The sequence below is a fragment of the Acinetobacter sp. ACNIH3 genome, assembly GCF_002918965.1.
GTDB lineage: Bacteria > Pseudomonadota > Gammaproteobacteria > Pseudomonadales > Moraxellaceae > Acinetobacter > Acinetobacter schindleri.
This window is the reverse complement of sequence record NZ_PQLP01000003.1, coordinates 74663-95670: the sequence shown is the minus strand read 5'-3', so window position 1 is coordinate 95670 and position 21008 is coordinate 74663. Positions and strand designations below refer to the sequence as shown.

General features: G+C 43.8%; 17 protein-coding genes and 9 tRNA genes. 9 read left to right on the top strand and 17 right to left on the bottom strand.

The features are described 5' to 3' along the window. Nucleotides 1-305 precede the first annotated feature (305 nt). Nucleotides 306-1304 carry a patatin-like phospholipase family protein gene (locus C3420_RS02920; RefSeq protein ID WP_005222992.1) on the bottom strand — a complete coding sequence of 333 codons (999 nt, stop codon included), beginning with the start codon at nucleotides 1302-1304 and terminating at the stop codon, nucleotides 306-308. Between the two features lie 122 nt (nucleotides 1305-1426). On the opposite strand from C3420_RS02920, the gene chrA reads away from it, so the two are divergent. Continuing rightward, nucleotides 1427-2635, top strand: coding sequence for a chromate efflux transporter (gene chrA, locus C3420_RS02915; protein ID WP_005222995.1), 1209 nt, complete (start codon nucleotides 1427-1429; stop codon nucleotides 2633-2635). A gap of 51 nt (nucleotides 2636-2686) precedes the next feature. Here the strand turns inward: chrA and C3420_RS02910 are convergent, their stop codons facing one another. Further along, entirely contained in the window at nucleotides 2687-4162 is a 1476-nt protein-coding gene (locus C3420_RS02910; RefSeq protein WP_005222998.1) for an alanine/glycine:cation symporter family protein, read from the bottom strand. A gap of 55 nt (nucleotides 4163-4217) precedes the next feature. Next, on the bottom strand, nucleotides 4218-5456 hold the full coding sequence (gltS, locus tag C3420_RS02905) for a sodium/glutamate symporter (protein WP_005223001.1): 1239 nt from the start codon (nucleotides 5454-5456) through the stop codon (nucleotides 4218-4220). Nucleotides 5457-6346: 890 nt separating this feature from the next. Between gltS and C3420_RS02900 the strand changes: the two genes are divergently transcribed. Continuing rightward, nucleotides 6347-7054, top strand: coding sequence for a nitroreductase (locus tag C3420_RS02900; RefSeq protein ID WP_005223003.1), 708 nt, complete (start codon nucleotides 6347-6349; stop codon nucleotides 7052-7054). A gap of 48 nt (nucleotides 7055-7102) precedes the next feature. Here C3420_RS02900 and C3420_RS02895 read toward each other — a convergent pair whose 3' ends face one another. Then, a complete protein-coding gene (locus tag C3420_RS02895; protein ID WP_103799658.1) occupies nucleotides 7103-8311 on the bottom strand; it encodes a multidrug effflux MFS transporter in 1209 nt (402 codons plus the stop codon). Between the two features lie 150 nt (nucleotides 8312-8461). Here C3420_RS02895 and yccS point away from each other — a divergent pair, with 150 nt between their 5' ends. From yccS to C3420_RS02875, 4 genes are all read left to right on the top strand, one after another. Further along, nucleotides 8462-10636 carry a YccS family putative transporter gene (gene yccS / locus C3420_RS02890; RefSeq protein WP_103799657.1) on the top strand — a complete coding sequence of 725 codons (2175 nt, stop codon included), beginning with the start codon at nucleotides 8462-8464 and terminating at the stop codon, nucleotides 10634-10636. Nucleotides 10637-10721: 85 nt separating this feature from the next. Next, nucleotides 10722-11282 (top strand): YcxB family protein, encoded by a 561-nt coding sequence (locus tag C3420_RS02885; protein WP_004814787.1) that lies wholly within the window; start codon nucleotides 10722-10724, stop codon nucleotides 11280-11282. Nucleotides 11283-11448: 166 nt separating this feature from the next. After that, on the top strand, nucleotides 11449-14085 hold the full coding sequence (locus C3420_RS02880) for a PepSY domain-containing protein (RefSeq protein ID WP_103799656.1): 2637 nt from the start codon (nucleotides 11449-11451) through the stop codon (nucleotides 14083-14085). A gap of 101 nt (nucleotides 14086-14186) precedes the next feature. Beyond that, entirely contained in the window at nucleotides 14187-14969 is a 783-nt protein-coding gene (locus C3420_RS02875) for a YdcF family protein (RefSeq protein ID WP_103799655.1), read from the top strand. A 25-nt stretch (nucleotides 14970-14994) separates the two neighbouring features. Here the strand turns inward: C3420_RS02875 and C3420_RS02870 are convergent, their stop codons facing one another. The 12 genes from C3420_RS02870 to C3420_RS02815 form a co-directional block, all read right to left on the bottom strand. After that, nucleotides 14995-15456, bottom strand: a complete 462-nt coding sequence (locus C3420_RS02870) for a DUF2750 domain-containing protein (protein ID WP_103799686.1) — start codon at nucleotides 15454-15456, stop codon at nucleotides 14995-14997. 73 nt (nucleotides 15457-15529) lie between these two features. Continuing rightward, a tRNA-Val gene (locus C3420_RS02865) sits at nucleotides 15530-15605 on the bottom strand. A 102-nt stretch (nucleotides 15606-15707) separates the two neighbouring features. Further along, nucleotides 15708-15784: transfer RNA gene (locus tag C3420_RS02860), tRNA-Asp, on the bottom strand. A 23-nt stretch (nucleotides 15785-15807) separates the two neighbouring features. Next, a tRNA-Val gene (locus C3420_RS02855) sits at nucleotides 15808-15883 on the bottom strand. A 31-nt stretch (nucleotides 15884-15914) separates the two neighbouring features. Next, a tRNA-Asp gene (locus C3420_RS02850) sits at nucleotides 15915-15991 on the bottom strand. Nucleotides 15992-16004: 13 nt separating this feature from the next. Next, nucleotides 16005-16080: transfer RNA gene (locus C3420_RS02845), tRNA-Val, on the bottom strand. Between the two features lie 21 nt (nucleotides 16081-16101). Then, nucleotides 16102-16178 (bottom strand) — tRNA-Asp (locus C3420_RS02840). A 49-nt stretch (nucleotides 16179-16227) separates the two neighbouring features. Beyond that, nucleotides 16228-16304: transfer RNA gene (locus C3420_RS02835), tRNA-Asp, on the bottom strand. A 49-nt stretch (nucleotides 16305-16353) separates the two neighbouring features. Then, nucleotides 16354-16430: transfer RNA gene (locus C3420_RS02830), tRNA-Asp, on the bottom strand. 29 nt (nucleotides 16431-16459) lie between these two features. Next, nucleotides 16460-16535 (bottom strand) — tRNA-Val (locus C3420_RS02825). A gap of 543 nt (nucleotides 16536-17078) precedes the next feature. Further along, on the bottom strand, nucleotides 17079-17585 hold the full coding sequence (gene elsL / locus C3420_RS02820; protein ID WP_103799654.1) for a cell wall-recycling L,D-carboxypeptidase ElsL: 507 nt from the start codon (nucleotides 17583-17585) through the stop codon (nucleotides 17079-17081). Nucleotides 17586-17589: 4 nt separating this feature from the next. Next, nucleotides 17590-17985 (bottom strand): YbaN family protein, encoded by a 396-nt coding sequence (locus tag C3420_RS02815; protein ID WP_008307518.1) that lies wholly within the window; start codon nucleotides 17983-17985, stop codon nucleotides 17590-17592. An 88-nt stretch (nucleotides 17986-18073) separates the two neighbouring features. Here C3420_RS02815 and C3420_RS02810 point away from each other — a divergent pair, with 88 nt between their 5' ends. From C3420_RS02810 to dapE, 3 genes are all read left to right on the top strand, one after another. Continuing rightward, a complete protein-coding gene (locus tag C3420_RS02810; protein ID WP_103799653.1) occupies nucleotides 18074-18922 on the top strand; it encodes a DUF1853 family protein in 849 nt (282 codons plus the stop codon). 138 nt (nucleotides 18923-19060) lie between these two features. After that, a complete protein-coding gene (locus tag C3420_RS02805) occupies nucleotides 19061-19210 on the top strand; it encodes an entericidin A/B family lipoprotein (protein WP_004814773.1) in 150 nt (49 codons plus the stop codon). A 124-nt stretch (nucleotides 19211-19334) separates the two neighbouring features. Next, nucleotides 19335-20471 (top strand): succinyl-diaminopimelate desuccinylase, encoded by a 1137-nt coding sequence (gene dapE / locus C3420_RS02800; RefSeq protein ID WP_103799652.1) that lies wholly within the window; start codon nucleotides 19335-19337, stop codon nucleotides 20469-20471. A 73-nt stretch (nucleotides 20472-20544) separates the two neighbouring features. Here the strand turns inward: dapE and C3420_RS02795 are convergent, their stop codons facing one another. Next, complete coding sequence (locus tag C3420_RS02795) at nucleotides 20545-21006, bottom strand: hypothetical protein (protein WP_008307514.1); 462 nt, start codon at nucleotides 21004-21006, stop codon at nucleotides 20545-20547. Nucleotides 21007-21008 lie beyond the last annotated feature (2 nt).

Genomic DNA, 21008 nt, shown 5'->3' with positions numbered 1-21008 from the left:
GCATTCTGACATGACTGATTGAATTTTCAAACAATTGATAAACTTAAGTATATAAATAACCATATAAAATTCTAAAAATATATACTTTAATAATATATTAATTCTAGTAATTTATTTAAATTTCAGCAGCTTATATTTTTAAGGCTGATTGTTTTTTATTAATATATACTTAATAACACTTAGCTCATATTTTCTATAGATTGATATTTTCTTATAAGTAATTCTTATTATTTTTTTGAATATATGAATTAAAAAACCCTCATTTATTACAAATAAGGGTTTTAATTGAATAGCTACTTTAGAGATTATTTTTCACGGGCCAGTAACTGTGGAATCTGATGTCCCTTTGCATAATCATATTTCTGATATACCTGTTCAATTTCAAGCAATTTCCCCCGTGCCGCTTCAATACCCGCTTCCATAGTCATGGTTCTGCCACGCACATCAAAAATATGTCCTTTCTCACGCAAGTCTGGCTGGATCACTACATCCGCATGTTTTAATTCTTCAAAGGCAAGTCGCTTCTGCATGATGTTGATGTTCTGATTAAACAAGCCCCAGACATTGGTCGTTTCGGTATGAATCGGCTGCGCCAGAATATCTATGGCAATGACAATATCTGCACCCAGTTCACGAGCAACATCTACAGGTACCGGACTAACCAGACCGCCATCCACATATTCCTTTTCTTCAATCATGGTGGGAATAAACATACTTGGAATCGCGACCGATGCACGTACCGCCTGACCGGTATTACCATAATTAAATACGACTTTCTTGCCTTCTTTCAGGTCTGTCGCCACCACAAACATGGGGATCTTCAGGTCCTGTAAAGGAACATTGTCTACCTGCAAGTTGACATAATCTTCGACTTTTTTGCCATCAAAGAAGCCTTTTAGATCGATTCTGAAATCACGAACATCATTGGCTTTCATGCTCAGCGCAATATTGCGCAGCTCAATCGCAGGTTTGCCACTGGCATAAATAGAACCCACAATACTGCCAGCACTGGTTCCCACAATCATGTCCGGCTGAATGCCTGCCTGCTCCAGTACCTCAATCGCGCCAATATGCGCATAACCACGAGCACCACCACTGCCTAAAACCAGCGCAACCACAGGACGCTGCTCGGTCGTTTTAATCTTCAGAAAATCGATTTGATTCGGACGTGCTTGTGCTGTGCTGTACTGCATTTGCTTGGATTGAATACCTGCATTCACTGCCATCACTCGCTGATCAGGCATGCTCTGACAGCCGTTTAAAAACAGTCCCAGCATGATGAAGCTCAACCCATAGTTCCGCATACAGCACTTATCCTCATTTTAATAGCTGCATAGTGTATAAACACCATGTTAAATTAACTGTTGAATTTCGTAAATTTGTCATACAGTTTGAATAACTTGTAGCTATTTAAACCTGTATTATCATGCAGTCACCTACCCTTTATCAGATTTTTCTGACTTTCTTCAAGCTTGGATGTACCGCATTTGGCGGACCTGCTGCACATCTGGTATTTTTTCACCATAAGATGGTCGGTCAATTGAACTGGTTGAATGATACCCAATATCAACAACTGGTGGCATTGGCCCAACTCCTGCCAGGACCCAGTAGCAGTCAGGTCGGCATCGGCATCGGCTATATGCAACGAGGTTATAGCGGTGCCTTAATGGCCTGGCTAGGTTTTACTTTGCCATCTGCACTGTTAATGACTTTGGTTGCCCTGCTCGGACAACGCTACTTTCACATTTTAAACTCGCATAGCTTTCATGTGATCCAGCTTATTGTGTTTGCAGTGGTCAGCTGGGCATTCTGGCAAATGTTGCGTAGCTTCTGTAAATCCTGGTGGCAATATAGCCTGATGATCGCTGCCACAATCCTTCTGGCCGTCATCCCACTCAGCTTTAACCAGATCCTGGTGATTCTACTGGCTGGCTTGATCAGTATTGCGATGAGCAAGTTTCAAAGTCAAGCACTGTTACAATCGACACCAGTGAAAAATGCCACTCTAGACACCCCCTATATTCAGAAAAAGCATGCAATTTACTGGTTTATCGCCTTTTTGCTGCCCTTCATAAGTATCCCCCTTCTGGTTCAGTACCTGCACTGGTCTGAACTCGGTTTCTTTGCCGATTTCTATCGAACAGGTTCTCTGGTCTTTGGTGGTGGACATGTCATTTTGCCCCTGCTTCATCAGGACTTTGTCAGCACCCAGCTGGTCAGTGCACAGGCTTTTGACCTAGGCTATGCTTTTGCCCAGTTGATGCCTGGTCCGCTGTTCAGTTTTGCTAGTTATCTTGGTGCTTTATTGGACTGGACGGATCAGCTCTGGCTCAATGCCCTACTGGCGACTATTGCTATCTTCTTGCCCTCATTCTTACTGATTTTTGCAAGCTTACCTTACTGGTCCTGGCTGATGCAGCAAGCTGTGATCCGTCATGCAGTGGCAGGGATTAATGCAGCAGTGGTCGGACTGTTACTTTATCTGGTCCTGCAACTTGGACAAAGTTACCTGAAGCGCTGGGAAGATGTGGTATTTGTAATCGTGATAATTTACCTGCTACGGTCAAAACTTCCACTCTGGTTCAGCCTGATTACAGGCTTCGCAGTCTATTATAGCTATCTCAGTTTTTTATAAACTGGAGCCATAAAAAAGCCCCGAATGATTCGGGGCTTTTTCAATAGGGTTTTACCAGATATCGGATTTGACTTTGTCTTTAAACTTAGGATGTTGATCCAGTTTAAACACTGGCTCTTTCACCCCACGCTTTAACTGACCAGTATAGTCTTTCAGAAGCATCAGGATAAATGGCATCAATAACAGAATCGCAATCAGGTTAATACTTGCCATCACGCCCATGAACAGATCTGCCATGTTCCAGATCAGTGGTACGCTGGCAATCGAACCGAAATACACCATGAACAGTACCAGAATACGGAAGATCATCATCACACCTGGATTGTTATTGATGAACTGCACATTCCCTTCTGCATAGGCATAGTTCCCGATAATGGAAGAGTATGCAAACAGGAATAGAATCAATGCCAGGAAGTCATCCCCCCAGGCACCGATCTGGCTTTCTAGTGCCATCTGGGTCAGGGTTACGCCTTCAAATCCGGCATTTTCATACAGTCCAGACACCAGAATAATGATCGCGGTACATGAACACACCACAAAGGTATCTACAAATACACCCAGCATTTGTACTAGGCCCTGATTCACCGGATGTTTTACATCCGACGCAGCAGCAGCATTCGGCGCAGAACCCATCCCTGCTTCATTAGAAAACAGGCCACGCTTGATACCCATCATCATCGCCATAGAAACCATGGCACCGAAGAAACCACCTGCAGCAGCTTCAAACTCAAACGCTTTAGTGAAGATCAGCTGGAAGATAGATGGCAGCATATCGTAATTGATCACAGCAATATAAAGCGCCACAATCAGATAGAGAAGCGCCATAAATGGCACAAAGCTTTCAGCAACTTTTGCAATCCGCTTGATGCCACCGAAAATGATCACCGCAGTGATCAAGACCAGAAATAGACCTAACCATGAAACTTCAAGGTCAAAACCACCCAATGGCAAGTTCAGATTCGCCTGATCCCAGCCCCAGGCATGTGAAGTTGCACCAATAATCGCATTGGCCTGCACCGCATTAAAGACAAAGCCGTACGTCAAAATCAGCGCGATAGCAAAGAGGATACCCAGCCATTTCTGTTTCAAACCTTGCGTAATGTAATACGCTGGTCCACCACGGAACTGCTTGTTCTGGGTATCACGAATCTTGAACAGCTGTGCCAATGAAGATTCAACAAATGCCGAACTCATCCCCAGAAAAGCGGTAAACCACATCCAGAACACGGCACCTGGACCACCAATGGCAATGGCAATCGCAACACCAGCAACATTACCCACACCTACACGGCTAGCCAAACCCGTTACAAAGGCCTGGAATGGCGTAATCCCATGCTCATCCTTGGTTTCATTCCGGCTGCGTTTCATGACTTTCATACTGTGCCAGAACAGACGAATCTGTACGGCCCCAGTCATGATGGTATACAGAATACCCACTGCCACTAGGAAGACGACCAGAAAATCCCAAAGTGGACCATTTAGGGCATTGACCCAACCCAGCAGGGTTTCATTGAGCTGTTCATTCATATTCAATCCTTTCTATCCGTCTTAGATTTATTGTTATGACTCTGCATATCTATCCTTATACAAAGAATTTCAGAATTACCTGAATCACAGTGGCATTGATCAAGTCTACGAAGAACGCACCACAGAGCGGTACAATCAGGAAGGCCTTATGTGATGCACCGTACATATTGGTAATGGCCTGCATGTTTGCAACTGCCGTCGGTGTTGCCCCCATACCGAAACCACAGTGACCTGCTGCCAGGACAGCCGCATCATAGTTTTTGCCCATGACACGAAAGGTTATGAATGCTGCGTACAGTGCCATGGTAATAGTCTGTGCACCGAGGATCACCATCAGTGGGCCCGCAAGGTCGGCTAATTGCCATAATTTCAGAGATAACAATGCCATTGCCAGATAAAGTGATAATGAAGCATTACCAAATACATCAATCGCGCGATCAAAGACCTTAACCTTAAACACACCTTCAAGCACGTTACGCAGGATTACACCACCAGCCAGCGCCCAAACGAAGGTTGGCAGTTCAAATGCAGTACCTTTACTGAAACCGGTCATAAATTCTGCAAATGCCAGACAGCCTGCAAACAGACCCAGTGTAGTAATTGCATTATCTGCGGTAATCAGGCGTACGCGGTGTGGATATTCAAATGGAATGTATTCAGTTGAATTCACATCTAGCGGAGTATTATCACGTTTTTCAACCTGAGCCGCAGTACGAGGCGTGGCTAATTCATGGCGGTTAATCAGCATTTTCGCCAAAGGGCCACCGATGATACCGCCAATGATCAGACCGAAAGTCGCACTGGCCATACCAATCACCAGGGCACCCTGGATACCATGTTGCGTTTCCAGAATCTCGCCCCATGCACCTGCCGTACCGTGACCGCCAGTGAGTGTAATTGAACCTGCAATCAGACCAATCAGTGGATCAATACCCAACAGGCTAGCCAATGTCATACCGACAGTGTTCTGTACTATGATAAACACTGAAACTGCGATCAGGAAGATCACCAGACCAATACCACCTTCACGCAGCTTGGCAAAGTTTGCACTCAAACCAATCGATGCGAAGAAGATCAGCATAAAACTGGTCTGCAATTCTGCACTTGTGGTAATACTGTAACCCCACAAGCTATGGATGATCAGGGAGATAATCGCTGCAACCAGACCACCTGCAACAGGTTCTGGAATGTTATAGCGCTTTAAAAAATCGATTTTATTGACCAGGAAACGACCGAGCAATAAGACAATCACTGCAGCAATCAAGGTATAAAATGCGTTAAAAGTAAAATCCATAATTATTTGCCCAAGATGATTCTGAATTTTTGTTGTTCTAAAAGTAATCTTTTGACCTAAGTTTAGTGGATGATGTCCACCTCCCTACCCTATATCAGTCAACACGGACAGTAATCTCTTTTAGAAAAACAAAACAATTCAGCACCTGATTCAAATTCGTTAATGCAATCTGGCAGATTGCATATAACCCTAAGACCATCTTAAAAATACAATGTGCGAAATCTTGAGGCTGTTAAACAGTCGGTTCTGCATCGAAAGATGAGATAAAAGCTTCATCATCCTGCAGGATCTCGAAGCACAATATTTTTAAATTCATTCCAAACCCACAGATACGCTACAGAAATACCGCGATAACCACAGTTTTTTATATTTACGATCCGTTCAGAATGTTTAGAATGAACCTTCAGATGAAAAGTCGGACATTATGCGGTGTCTTAATGCACTGTATTATTGTTTTTTATTAACAATATTTTGACTTTTCATAAAAATAATTCATAAATAGATAATTTTTTGATCTATCTTTCCTTATTTTAAAGTTTTAACAATTCATTATAAATACCGCATATTTAATGGAGATTCATTGAAGCTTCGATCTATTTTATTAGGATTATTGTAGTCTATATTGCTTATACAGCATTTTTATGAAAGTTTTATTTATCTTAATCACAGGATATTTAAGAAAAAATTAATTTATAGATAGCTAATATCGAATTTAGCCAAGAATAAAAGGTGCAGCGGCATGTTTTAGAGTAATGAAGTATTGATCAATTCTTAAAAACCAATATTTTTAGCTTAGCCTTTGTTCATAGATGAACTTACTTCATCGCATCAGTTAATATCATTTGTTTAGTTTATAGTCAGAACTTACCATCAAGGAAATAACAATTCATATGGATCAAACAATCGTCAATGCTGTGGATCAAACCATCACTTCCCGTCATTCAGTTCGTGCTTTTCTGAATACGCCTGTAGATCAAAATACCTTGAAAGATATTTTAACGGTTGCCAGTCGCGCACCTTCCGGTACCAATACCCAGCCCTGGAAAGTCTATGTACTTACAGGTAAAAAACGCGATGAACTGGTCGAGAAAGTATGTCAGGCACAAATGGAGATTTATCAGAATCCAAAACTGGCTGAGCAATACAAAGAAACTTTCTCTTATTATCCTGAACAATGGCTTTCACCTTTTATTGACCGTCGCCGTGAAAATGGCTGGGGACTGTATGGCTTGCTGAATATTCAGAAAGGCGAAAAAGAGAAAATGGCACGCCAGCAGTTGCGTAATTTCCAGCTGTTTGATGCTCCAGTAGGTTTATTTTTTACTGTACACAAATCATTAGGCATTGGCTCGAAAATGGATATTTCCATGATGATCCAGAATGTGATGCTGGCAGCTAAAGCACGTGGATTAGATACTTGCCCACAGGCAGCTTGGAACTATTTTCATCCTATTGTGCTAGACGTGGTGGGTGCTCCTGAAGATGAAGAATTGGTTTGCGGTATGGCTCTCGGCTATGCAGATCCAGAGGATATTGTAAATACTTTCATTACGCCACGTGTGCCAGTTGAGGACTTCGCTGTCTTTTTAAATGACTAATTGTCTGAACTTGTAAGCTTATCTTGAGCAGTTATGCCGTCCCTATGTTTAATCCCCTTTAGGCGACGGCAGCTGCAGACGGTAAATGGTCACTGCCGCAATCCCAACAAAGATCGCCATTACCAGCGCCATATTAAATAAAGCATTCCACCACATAAAGTTCAGCAGAATCCCGCCAAGCAGACCACAGGCAAACTGCATGCTGCCCATAATGGCACTGGCAGTTCCAGCACGTGCCCCCTGCTCAGACATCGCAATCGCCATGGCATTTGGTCCGGTAAAACCAGTAGATGCCACCACCATAAACATGGCAACAATGACCAGAATTAAAGATTCAGTCTCAATTATTCCCAGCACCAACAAAGCAATTACGCCACTAAGTTGTAAGGTCGTTCCAATTCTTAAACGACTTAAAATCCCAAACCGATGTGCCAGCTTTTTATTCAAGGTGGAAAACAGCATAATCCCGACCGCATTACCACCAAAGACATAAGCAAACTGCTGCTCACTTAAATGAAAATGATCCATCAGAATCGCTGAAGATGAGGTGATATAACAGAACAAGACTGCACTGGAAAAACAACCAGCAAACATTGGCTTTCTGAAACTTTCATCCTGAAAAATTGCCTGATATAGGCTCATGACCTGGGTAAAATTCAGTTGTAAACGGCGTTCTGGCTCTAGGGTTTCTTTAAAGAAAAAATGTACGCATGCCAGAATCACCAGACCAAACAGCATCAGCAATACAAAAATCATATTCCATTCAAATACCAGCAATACCCAGGCACCCATACTCGGCGCTAGAATTGGAGCAATCGTACTGACAATCATCATGCTGGCAAAAGCCTGAGCTGCTGAATGCATATCTAGGCGATCACGGATCGCAGCGCGGGCAATTACCACACCGACACATCCGCCTAAGGCTTGCAGCACCCGTGCGGCAATTAGACTCCATTCATTTTGAGCAAATACACAGAGCAGACTTGCCACTGCATATAAGGCTAAACCAAAGTACAATGGCGGTTTACGTCCGATACGGTCACTGACCGGACCATAGACCAGCTGCCCGATCGCTAGCCCCAGAAAATAGGCGGGCAAACTGTTTGCCACCTGCTGGGTAGTGACACCAAAATCATCAGCCATTTGTGGCAATGCCGACAGATACATATCAATAGAAAGCGGGCCAAGTGCAGTGAGGGATGCCAGTAATATGATCCAGGACATGGCATAGTTTTTATTGGTCGTTGTTGTCGACATAATAATATTTAGAATTTAAATGAGCGCTGTGCAGACAAGTTTACACAGGGCATAGTATGATTTGTGAAGCAAATTTACTTATTTTTATTGCTAAATTTTCACACATTTATTAAGTCTTTATCTAAAGACAGTGGTATAGAAGGACGAATCTTGAAATCCTGGCTCACTCGTTTCAAGCAAACCACCGGCAATACGACGTTTATGTATAATCTGCGGATGATCATTGCCTTTGCAGGAACTGCCTTTGTGCCTTATCTGATGGGTCAGCAGTTAATGACCATTCCACTGACCTTGGGTGTGGTGGCAGCAGGTTTAAGCGATATTGACGACCGCTTCTCGGTCCGGATTCTGAATCTCCTCTATACTTATATTGGCTTCTTTATTACAGCCTCTGCCGTTTATCTGTTATTTCCGTACCCGATCCTGTTCGCCTTGGCACTCATCGTGTCCTGTATTGGCTTAATTCTGCTCGGCTCGCTGGGACGGCGTTATGCTACGATTTCCTATGGCTGTCTGGTGATCTCGGTCTATTCCATGCTCGGGGTAGAACTGTTTGATAACTGGTACACCCAGGCAGGCCTGCTGGTTATCGGTGCCATGTGGTATGGCCTGTTATCTACAATTAGTTTCCTGCTGTTCCCTGCCCGTCTGGCACAAGACAATTTGGCCAAGTGCTATTCGTCGCTCGGTAACTTTCTTTATGCCAAATCGAATCTATTTGATGTTGATATGACATCGAGTAGTTATCAGCAAAGCATGATTGAACTTTCACTTGAAAATGGCAAATTAATTGCGATTTTTAATGATATGAAAGCTGCTTTACTGACCCGACTCAAGGGAGATCGAGGACAGAAAGACACCCGTCGCAGCCTGCAATATTATTTTATTGCCCAAGACATTCATGAGCGGGCGGACTCAGCGCATATTGATTATCAAAAACTAGCAAAGATTTTTGAGCATAGCGATATTCTGTTCCGCTTTCAGCGCATTTTGTCGATTCAGGGCAAAGCCTGTAAGGACCTGAGCGAAAGTATCCTTCAGCGTAAAACCTACCAGCATAATTCGCGGTTTAAGCATGCCTTTAAGAATCTGCGCTATTCACTGGATAAGTTACGTCAGGAACAGCAATATGATGAAGTCTGGATCAATGCACTGTTTTCTCTGTATCAGAACTTAAAATCGATTGATGCCCAGTTACGTAACCTGGAAACCGAACGCAATATTAAGTTCGAGCGTGCCAAACATATTGAAAACCAGCTCAAAGATGACGACTTAAAAGGCTGGGAAGATATCCGGATCAGGATCAAACAGCATCTGACCCCGGAATCCGTACTGTTCCGTCATGCGGTGCGTTTGTCGATTGTACTGCTGATTTCTTATATCTTTGTACAGCTGACCAATATCGAATATGGATACTGGATTCTGCTGACTGCCCTGTTCGTGAGTCAGCCTAACTTTAACGCCACCAAGCGCCGCTTACGTCTGCGGATAATCGGCACACTAATTGGGATTAGCCTGGGCTTTGCCGTTCTGTATTTTGTCCCTTCAATCGAAGGTCAATTATTGCTTCTGATCCTGAGTGGCGTGCTGTTCTTTGAATTACGCAGCAAGCAGTATGCGCAAGCTACAGCCTTCATCACCATTCTGGCTTTGATCAACTTTAACCTGGATGGGATGGGCTTTTCCGCAGCATTGCCACGGATGATTGATACCCTCATTGGCTGTGCGATTGCCTGGTTCGGGGTGAGCTTTATCTTCCCGGACTGGAAATTCCGCCGTCTGCCGCGTTCAATCAAACGTTCTTTAAATGCTGAGGTCGATTATCTTAGCGAAGTGATTGAACAGTATAAAACTGGGCGTAACAATGGTCTGCGTTACCGGATCGTGCGTCGCGCTGCACATAATACCGATGCTGAAGTTGCTTCCCTGATTTCGACCTTGGCGACTGAGCCCGATTTTGATCCTTTGCAAAAGAGCCAGGCTTTCGAATTCCTGTGTCTGAATCATACCCTGATCAGCTATATTGCTGCGCTAGGTGCGCATCGTGAAAAAATCGAAGACCAAGAAATTTTGAGTCTGCTAGATCAAGCGCTTGAAGACATTCGTGGGGCATTACTGGCCGATAAAGTGCCCGGTTTCAATGCACAGAATATGATCCACAATATTCGTCAACGCCTGTCACACCAGCAGGATGAAGACCAGAAATCCCTGATCATTTTGCAGCAACTGTCCCTAATGTTCAGTATCTTGAATCAACTCAGCCAGTTAAAGCAAAGTTTAAGCCATGAACGTGATGAACAGGCAACCGAATTAGCCTCATTATAATTTGACTGATTTTGGAACAATATACTCACTGAATTGGTACAAATAATGCTAAACTTTTTGCAGTTTTAAATTTGTAAATTTCACTATGACCGCGAAAAATTTATACGCCTATACCCTACAGCCTGTGAACTATGAAGTGACAGAACAGGAACAACGTCATGCTCAGCTAATGATCTGGCGCAGTACCAATAAAATTGGCATGAAAGCCTGGCTGATCATGGGTGCAGTTGTGGCACTTTCTATTCTGGGCATTATCATGCTCAAGAACTATTCTACAATTTTTTGCTGGGTGGCACTGGTGTGTGTGGTGCTGTACTACCTGATCCGTACTTTTGGTCTGGAATGGTATGTAAAGCGCAAGATGAACGAATTTCCAGTTCAGGAAATTAAAGGTATTCGTCTGGGTGTACAACCTCACGGGATCGTGATGCGTCAGAAAATGGGTCTACAAGAAGGTGTAGGTGCGATTGGCTGGAAAGACATCTATGAATGGTACAATACACCTGAATTCATGCTGGTTAATTTCAAAGTTAAAGGTCAGCAAGGTGCTTATATCCTGCCAAAACGCCTAGATAGCAAAAATTTCTCATTCGAAACCATTCGCAAGCATTTACGTGAAGAAGTAGGCGAACCGAAAGAAATCTGATACGAACTTTCATTAAAAAACCTCCTACCTGGGTACGGAGGTTTTTTTGTATTCATAATTGTAAACGATAATGAGAATAAATATTATCCGCAAAATCCATCATTCTATTGCGATATTCCTTTATAATCAGACCATTTTCTAATATTCGTATTTTCATCCAACGACCATGTTTAAAAAAACCTTTTTCCAGATCCACTGGTTTCTTGGAATTACTGCCGGTCTGGTCCTGTCAATTATGGGCGTTACCGGGGCAATATATTCCTATGAACAACAGATCCTGAAATGGATCAATACGGACAGTTATACCGTACAGGCACAATCAGGGCCGAAACTCAGCCCGGCTGAGCTGTATCAGCATTTTAAGCAGCAAAATCCTGAAATGCAGATCAACAGCGTGAGCCTGGATGCCAGTCCAACAGGATCCAGTACGGTTAATATTGCCAAAGAAGGTGCTCGTCGTGGTTACAACATGATGGTCAACCCCTATACGGCTGAAGTACTGCCTGAAATCAAAGGCCGTGAGTTCTTCCAGTTCATACAGCAGCTACACCGTTATTTAACCATGGGTCCTGTCGGCAAGCAGATCACAGGTGCCTGTGCCCTGATGCTGATTTTCTTTGTCTTGTCGGGTCTTTACCTACGCTGGCCAAAACGCCATTCAGTGAAGCAGTGGCTAGCTGTGAAGCCGCAACTGAAAGGTCGTAACTTTATCTGGGATCTGCACGCGGTGGTTGGAACCTGGGTCGTGATTTTTTACCTGATCCTGGCGTGTACCGGACTGTACTGGTCTTATGACTGGTGGCGCAACGGTATGTTCAAGGTGCTGGGTGTAGAACGTCCACAACCTGAAATGCAGCAAGGTCAAGGCGGCCGTGGTGGTGAAGAACAAGGTCGTAGGGCTGGCGAATCACGTGGTGAAGGTGCAGGCGAACGTGTTCCACGAAGCGAAGGTCAGCGCGAAAATCGCGGTGAAGGTCGCGAAAGAGGTGTTGATGATACCCTTCTACTTACTGCATTGAACAAGAGCTGGGCAGGTTTCCAGAATAAATTCAATGACAAATATTCAACAGTTACTTTTAATATTCCTAAAAAAGCCGATGGTGAACTGAAACTCAGCTTTACCGATGTTGAAGTTCAGCATGAGCGTGCCCGTAATAATGCTACTTATAACTATCAGGATGCAGCATTTACATCGGTAGAAATGTATGAAGACAAAAAGCTGAATGAAAAGATCATGAGCAGTATGCTACCGGTGCACCGTGGCAGCTTCTTTGGTCCGATCTACCAGTTCTTTGCCATGGTCGCCTCACTGCTGATGCCACTTTTCTTTGTGACCGGCTGGATGCTGTATCTGAAGCGTCGTAAACAGAAGAAATTAACTCTTGCCGCACGTCAAGGCGCTACAGCCATCGATATTGATCCAAATGCCAAGTCTTGGCTGATTACGTATGCCACACAAACCGGTGTTTCTGAACAGCTGGCATGGCGTACCGCAACTGCCTTGCAACAAGCACATCAACCAGCAACGGTAAAAGCCGTACAACAGCTGACGCTGGCTGATCTGCAACAGGCTGAACAGGTGCTCTTTATTGCAAGTACTTATGGTACCGGTGAAGCACCAGACCTGGCTTCGTCATTTGAGAAGAAAATTATGTCCGGTCAGGCTGACCTGAGTCATCTTCATTATGCTGTACTGGCGCTGGGTTCTAAAGAATATCCGGATACTTTCTGTAGTTTTGGTCACCGTATTGATCAATGGCTGAAAAATAATGGTGCTCAGCAATTATTTGCCACTATTGAAGTCGACAATGCCAGTAACGAGCATATCCAGCAATGGAATGCCGCACTCGCTCAGTCAACTCATCTAGAACTTCAGGCCATGGATATTGATAAAACCTTTGACCATTGGACCCTTGTAAAACGTGAGGTGTTGAATCCAGGCAGTCTGGGAGCTCCAGCCTTTAACCTGGAATTTAAACCTGAACATGAAGCACAATGGCAAGCGGGTGATATTGCAGAAATCCAGCCAGGGAACAGTGCTGAACGCATTGCGCAATTCCTGGCAGCACACCAAATTCCTGCAGGTACTGTGGTTGCCTCTATGCAGCAACGTATAGAAGACATCCTTTGGAATCGTGATCTGACTCAGCCAATTCTCCCATTTATTTCTTCAGAAGAATTACTGAATCAGTTACCCGTGTTACCAACACGTGAATATTCTATTGCCAGTATTCCAAGCCAACAGATCTTGCGTCTGGTGGTTCGTCAGCAACAGGATGCCTCTGGTGAACTTGGTCTAGGTTCAGGCTGGTTAACACAATATGCCGCACTCAATGCACCTATTGCCTTGCGTATTCGCAGCAATGATTCCTTCCATCTGGTGGATGATAACCGCCCAATTATCTGTATTGGTAATGGTACCGGGATCGCTGGCCTGATGAGTTTACTGCATACTCGTAACCGTCAGGACTATAATGAAAACTGGCTGATCTTCGGTGAACGTCAGCGTGCACACGATTTCTTCTATCAGGAAACCCTGGAAGCCTGGTTGACTGTAGGTACATTAAAACGTCTGGATCTGGCATTCTCACGTGATCAGGCTGAAAAAGTTTATGTACATCACAAGCTCCGTGAACAGGCGGATGAGCTGAAAACCTGGGTAAACAATGGTGCTGTGATTTATGTCTGCGGTAGCATTGATGGCATGGCCAGTGATGTCGATCAGGCACTGATTGATATTCTAGGTGAATCAACTGTTGATCAGTTACGTCAGGACGGTCGTTATCGCCGTGATGTGTATTAATCAGTAAGTGATGAAAAAAACCGGGCCATGTTGCCCGGTTTTTTTAATTGCCTATGAGACTGAAATGCCTACAATAAAATATGAAAATTACAGGATCATTCATGTCAGATTTTTATAAACGCCTGATCAGTAGTATTGTAGGGATTTTACTGAGTGCAGACAGTCTCTGGTTACTCTTACAGAACAAGATTCATCTGGGAATCTTGCTACCACTATTGATTGGCGTGTTACTGATTATTTACGCCCTGTTCTTTTCCTATTTCCAGCAATGGCACCAGCACTCCAGGTTTCGTTCCAGTGTATGGAAATGGATGTGGATTGGACTTTTTACCTGGGTCGCCAGTGTTCTGATCTTCTTTGGTTATATTCAAAGCAATATCAATAGTGATAATACCCAATTGCCAACCAAGGCAATCCTGGTTTTAGGTAGTGGTATAGAAAACAACCGACCCTCGCCAACCTTGCAAAAACGTCTCGACACTGCAGCTGACTATGCGCAATTCCATCCAGAAGCATTAATCATTATGACGGGCGGCTTGAGTTTTCAGGAGAAATATACTGAAGCCGAAGTGATGCAGGCTTACCTTAAACAGTCATATCCTGCTGTTCGTAATCTAGTTGCAATGGAAGATCAAAGTACCAGCACCGAACTCAATCTGATCAACTCCAAAAAGATTTTAAACCGTCATCAGATTACTTTGAATGATCCAATTACTATTGTCACCAGTGACTTTCATAGCATTCGTGCTCGTGCCATAGCCAGACATCAAGGCTATACACAGATCATTAGTATTAGCGCAGAAACGCCGCTATATATTCGCTATAACTCGTGGCTACGCGAGTATTTTGCTTTTCTTAGTGGCTGGTTGCTGAATGAATATTAAAAAAGAGTTATTTAAAAGATGAAAATCAATGCAATCGGATTTGGCGTGGCAATGGAATATTACCGTTTTTAAAGATCTCCGGCTTCTGCACATAAATCTGATACAAATAATTCTTGATATCCAGCAGCATTTTTTCTGGTGCCACCAGAATATTTTGCCCTTCAGGCGTCAGATCGAGAGATAAAGCAGTATGTTCTTCACGCAGAAAAGGAATCACTTTTTCAATGAAGTCTTTAAAGCTGATTTCCTGAATCTCGTATTTTTCCCAGTTATCTTTGATCAGCAGTTTCGCCAGGCCTTTACTCTGCCAGGTTGCAAAAGCCTTTTGCCCTGTTGGCGTTGCACAGAGTGCCCAGCCATCTTGGTATAAGGCGTAAATGCAGCCTTGTGCCACAATTGTTTCAATGAACTGTTTATAAACTTGTAGAGGATCGTAAGGAGTATTTTGAGTTTTAGCCGCGGCCTTGCGCTGATATGGATTTCTCATAGCCATGAAATTTTATAAATTATTATAGACTTAGGATTCTATGGAAAATTTAGATTTTAAGCAAGAGAGAATATGGTGGGCGCTGACGGGATCGAACCGCCGACATTCTGCTTGTAAGGCAGACGCTCTACCAACTGAGCTAAGCGCCCTGAAGAGTAAAAAATAACATCGTTATTTTTTATGATGCAAGACAAGCGAAGCGCGTAGTCTTGGACTTTGATAACACATTTTCCACATCAGGAAATGAAAAATGGCGCAGCGGACGGGACTCGAACCCGCGACCCCCGGCGTGACAGGCCGGTATTCTAACCAACTGAACTACCGCTGCGTGTCGTATATCTATAAAAGATATGGTGGGCGCTGACGGGATCGAACCGCCGACATTCTGCTTGTAAGGCAGACGCTCTACCAACTGAGCTAAGCGCCCTTAAAGGGTCAAACTGTTTCGATTCTAAGGATGGCGCAGCGGACGGGACTCGAACCCGCGACCCCCGGCGTGACAGGCCGGTATTCTAACCAACTGAACTACCGCTGCATCACAAAAAATCTGGTGGGCGCTGACGGGATCGAACCGCCGACATTCTGCTTGTAAGGCAGACGCTCTACCAACTGAGCTAAGCGCCCTCAAAAGGTCTATTATGTAAATGGCGCAGCGGACGGGACTCGAACCCGCGACCCCCGGCGTGACAGGCCGGTATTCTAACCAACTGAACTACCGCTGCACTTACACAATGTCGCTATTGTGGCAAACGATTCATCAAGAACTTAAAGTGGCGCAGCGGACGGGACTCGAACCCGCGACCCCCGGCGTGACAGGCCGGTATTCTAACCAACTGAACTACCGCTGCACTTACACAATGTCGCTATTGTGGCAAACGATTCATCAAGAACTTAAAGTGGCGCAGCGGACGGGACTCGAACCCGCGACCCCCGGCGTGACAGGCCGGTATTCTAACCAACTGAACTACCGCTGCACTAAAAGATCTTAACTTTAAAAGAAGCTTGGTGGGCGCTGACGGGATCGAACCGCCGACATTCTGCTTGTAAGGCAGACGCTCTACCAACTGAGCTAAGCGCCCTTTCAAATCGACTTCATCGCTTGATGAGGTGCATTATAGAGAATCTTCACAGCGTGTCAAACGCTTTTCCGAATGTTTTCCACTTTTTAGGTTCGAGTGATTAAAAAATAGGTTGATCGCCAAAAAAAACAACACTTTTTGTTTATTTTTTAAGTCTATACCGAAATTCATTGAATCTCAAACTCAGATAAGGCGGTATTCATTGCTTGCTGGATCGTTCCTTTTATACACCATACGGTCCAAAAGCTGCTATTTCGCCGAAATAGTATACAAAGCTTTATCTAAGGACACGTTGTGATCATGTAAAAACGTATCTGTAATTATTTTTAATCAAAAATAAGTCGGGATTTATGCCATATTTTTTCGATTCAGGAGGAAATTCAGCTTATTTCAAAGGCAAACCATGCTTTTCATTATGCTCTAAAGCTGCCTGGTCACTCATATTTAAAGGTGAATAGTGAGATAAAATCCTTTTACGCTCTCTACCCTATCTCACTCTCTGTAGAGATTTAAAATAGGAGCCATGAAAACATTGGTAAAAGACTATTTTTCTAAAGAATGTTCTGAGATATAAACCAGAGCCTGCTCATTAACCAGATCAAACAGCTCGATCAGGTCGGTATTACGCATACGGATACAGCCATGTGACATTGGTATCCCCATCGGTTCTGTATCTGGCGTGCCATGAATGTAGATATAACGGCGGTAAGTATCACAACCTTCACCATAGTTAAAACCGTCTTCCAAACCACTCAGCCATAAAATCCGGGTCAGAATCCAGTCCCGATTGGGAAATTCTGCTGCCAGTGATTCAGAATAAATCTCTCCTGTAGCCTGACGGGCAATGAATACACTATTCAATGGTGTATCAGCCCCGATTTTTTGCGCAACTTTATGCCAGCCTCGAGGCGTTTTACCACTATTTTCTATTTCTCCGATACCATTTTTACCACTTGAAATTGAATAACTCTTGGCAAAACGAGGTAGATACAGTTTTTGTGCAGCCAGATCAATCTGAATATCGGCTTGTTCTATAGTCCATTGCTGCATACATTTATTCCCTTTCAGACGGTATATGCTTTTCAGAGATTGGCTTGGGTTCCGGGCGGCACCATAACCAGATTGCCACGATTAGCATGGTCAGATCAGTAAAGATTTTGACAGCCAGCGGTGCATTGGTAAATAACATGATAATCCCGCTAACCAGCATCATGATACTGGCAAACCATTTGGCTTTACGCGGCACGGTCCGATTGGCACGCCAGTCGCGTAAAGTCTGTCCATATTTAGGGTGATTCAGCAGCCACTCATCCATCTGCGGCCAGCCTTTAGAGGCAGCCCATGTGGCCAGAATCAAGAAAACCGTTGTTGGCATGCCAGGCAAAACCGCACCTATAAAGCCTAATGTCACAAAAATGACCACCAGACTTCGCCAAAACAACACTTTCATACAGCAACCCTAACCATGGAATTGGGGTAGTATAAGGTGTTTTTGATTCTTATCCGTTGTCTTTCTGCATATTTAGCTAGGACTCTTCATGCCTGTACCCTGCCTGACTCAGGACTTTATTGAACCGTGGCAACAGTATCAGCATCCACTGGTACGTCAGCTGGCATTCGCTGTTGGCAGTCCAAATATCCTTTCTCAGGTGCCTGACAAACTTGAACTAGAGCATGCCTTTGACTTGCATTCAGATCAAATGTGGCAACAATATCTGGAAAATTATCATCCACGACTTTTAGAACTGGATCAAAATCCACAGGCTTTGGAAAACTTTATTGCACAACTCAAAAGTACCCGTCTTGGACTGCGTTTCGAAATGCTGATATGGTTTTGGCTGCTGGATAAGGGTTATCATCCCTATACCCTGCTTGGACATAGTATTCAGAAGATTGACGGATCCAGAACCTTGGGTGAACTCGATTTTCTGCTGTTCAATAAAATCAGCGGAAAAATTGAACACTGGGAAATTGCTTTAAAATACTATCTGGCTGAAGCAGATTTTAGCTTGCCGCATTGGTATGGCTTAAACCGAAGCGATACCTTGAATCGCAAGTTGCAGCATTTCACCCAAAAACAGTTCCAGTTTCCGGATGCGCTGGATTATCCGATTGATCAGCGATTCTGCATATTGAAGGGACAACTGTATTTACCAGTCCATCGCAGCGCGCCTATTCCAGACTGGGTGAATACAGGACGGCGTTTGGGCAGCTGGGGCTATCAGATTCCAGACCGGGAACAAGGCTTTTATCGTTTGCAACGACATGAATGGATCTATCCAAACCGGCATATGAGCAGTGACTATCCACAGTGGTGGACTAATGGCTTATATAAATCGGCACTCAGCGGAGATTTCTATATGTTCCGTGTCCCGACACTGATCTAGGATATTTACTGAAAAATTTGATAACTATTACATTAATTTACGCAAGCACTATGAAAACCATATATTTTTTCTTTCGTATATTTTCTAATCTAACTTCCACATCATAATAATTTTATTATTGATAACACGGAGATGATGATGAAAAAAATTCTTGCAACTTCTTTAATCTTGGCATTTGTACTTACAGGTTGTAATACTGTGAAAGGCGTTGGTAAAGATGTGTCTAAAGCGGGTGAAGCCGTGACTGGTACAGCAGAAAAAACTTCTGATGAAATTCGCCGCAACTAATCTTATTGCCTTAGTAAAAGAACCCTGCGCTTGTCAGGGTTTTTTTATGTCTGAGATTCCCAAATTACTATTTCTTCGCCTATCATAGTGCCCACAATATTCTTGATTTATGAATGAATCTCATATGACATCTTCCGCAACTCTCGATTTAAGCCTGCAACTGTTACGTCAGCCTTCCGTTACTCCAGTCGATCATGATTGCCAGAACATCATGGCAGAACGCCTGAAAAAGGTAGGCTTCAATATCGAAAACATGCGTTTTGAAGATGTCGACAATATCTGGGCACGCAAAGGGACGGATGGCCCGGTGTTCTGTTTTGCAGGTCATACAGATGTAGTGCCAACCGGCAACCTGGATGCCTGGAACTCTGACCCGTTCCTGCCAGAAATCCGTGATGGTAAACTTTATGGTCGCGGCAGTGCAGATATGAAAACTGCCTTGGCAGCCATGGTTGTTGCTACTGAGCGCTTTGTAGAGAAATATCCAGATCATAAAGGTTCAATTGCTTACCTGATCACTTCTGATGAAGAAGGTCCATCAATCAATGGTACGGTAAAAGTCATTGAGGCCTTAGAAGCGCGTAATGAGAAAATTACCTGGTGTCTGGTAGGTGAACCATCTAGTACCAATAAACTTGGTGATATTGTTAAAAACGGCCGTCGTGGCTCATTGAATGCCAACCTGACTGTCAAAGGTAAACAAGGTCATGTAGCCTATCCCCATCTTGCTGTGAATCCAATTCATACTGCATCTAAAGCCATCGCTGAACTCTGTGAAACTGTTTGGGATAATGGCAACGAATACTTCCCGGCAACCTCTTTCCAGATTTCCAATATCAATGCTGGCACAGGTGCAACCAACGTTGTTCCAGGCACAATGAATTTGCTGTGCAACTGGCGTTATTCAACTGAAGTGACTGCTGACGAATTAAAAGCACGCACTTTAGAAGTTCTGGATCGTCATGGTGTGGAATATGACATTCAGTGGACTTTATCTGGCCTGCCATTCCTGACACCAGTCGGTGAACTGGTGAATGCTGCTAAAGATGCGATTCGTGATGTCACTGGTACTGAAACCGAACTGTCAACTTCTGGAGGTACTTCAGATGGCCGTTTCATTGCCCCTACCGGTGCTCAAGTCCTTGAGCTAGGCGTATTAAATGCCACCATCCACCAGATCAATGAGCATGTCGATATTGCAGATCTGGAACCACTGGCTGAAATTTACGAAAAAATCCTGATCAATCTGTTGGCAAACTAAGCCAGATTGAAAAGCTCCAAATAAAAAAGGAACTCCGTTGAGTTCCTTTTTTATATTCTTAGATCTATATAGCTTAATGGCCGACCAAGGACTGAATATGTGCCATCTGCGGAATATGGTACATCGCCTCGCCCATACGTACATACTGGAAAATCGTCGGATCTGTCACTTCGCGTTCATCATCGACAATTTCCGAAATACGTAAACGGATAGTCTTTGGCATTTCATTGCACATCAGGGCAAAACGCTGATTCGCTTCATCCCCTTCAATGACTAATGCTACACCATTCTTACGGTCTGGATCATTCACTGCATAAACTGGAAGTTGTGCATCATGCCACTCTACAGTTTTTACCTGTGTAGCACTATCCAGCGCTGATAGAACAATGTTCTGCGGCAGCAACATCGGATCCTTGCCATGACAGTCGATGATATACGCATCAATAAATCCCGTAGATACGGTAATGAGATGCTGTAGCTCCTGCTGGCTGATTTTATCGGCCGACACTGCGTTCACATTAGTCTGACTATTCATTC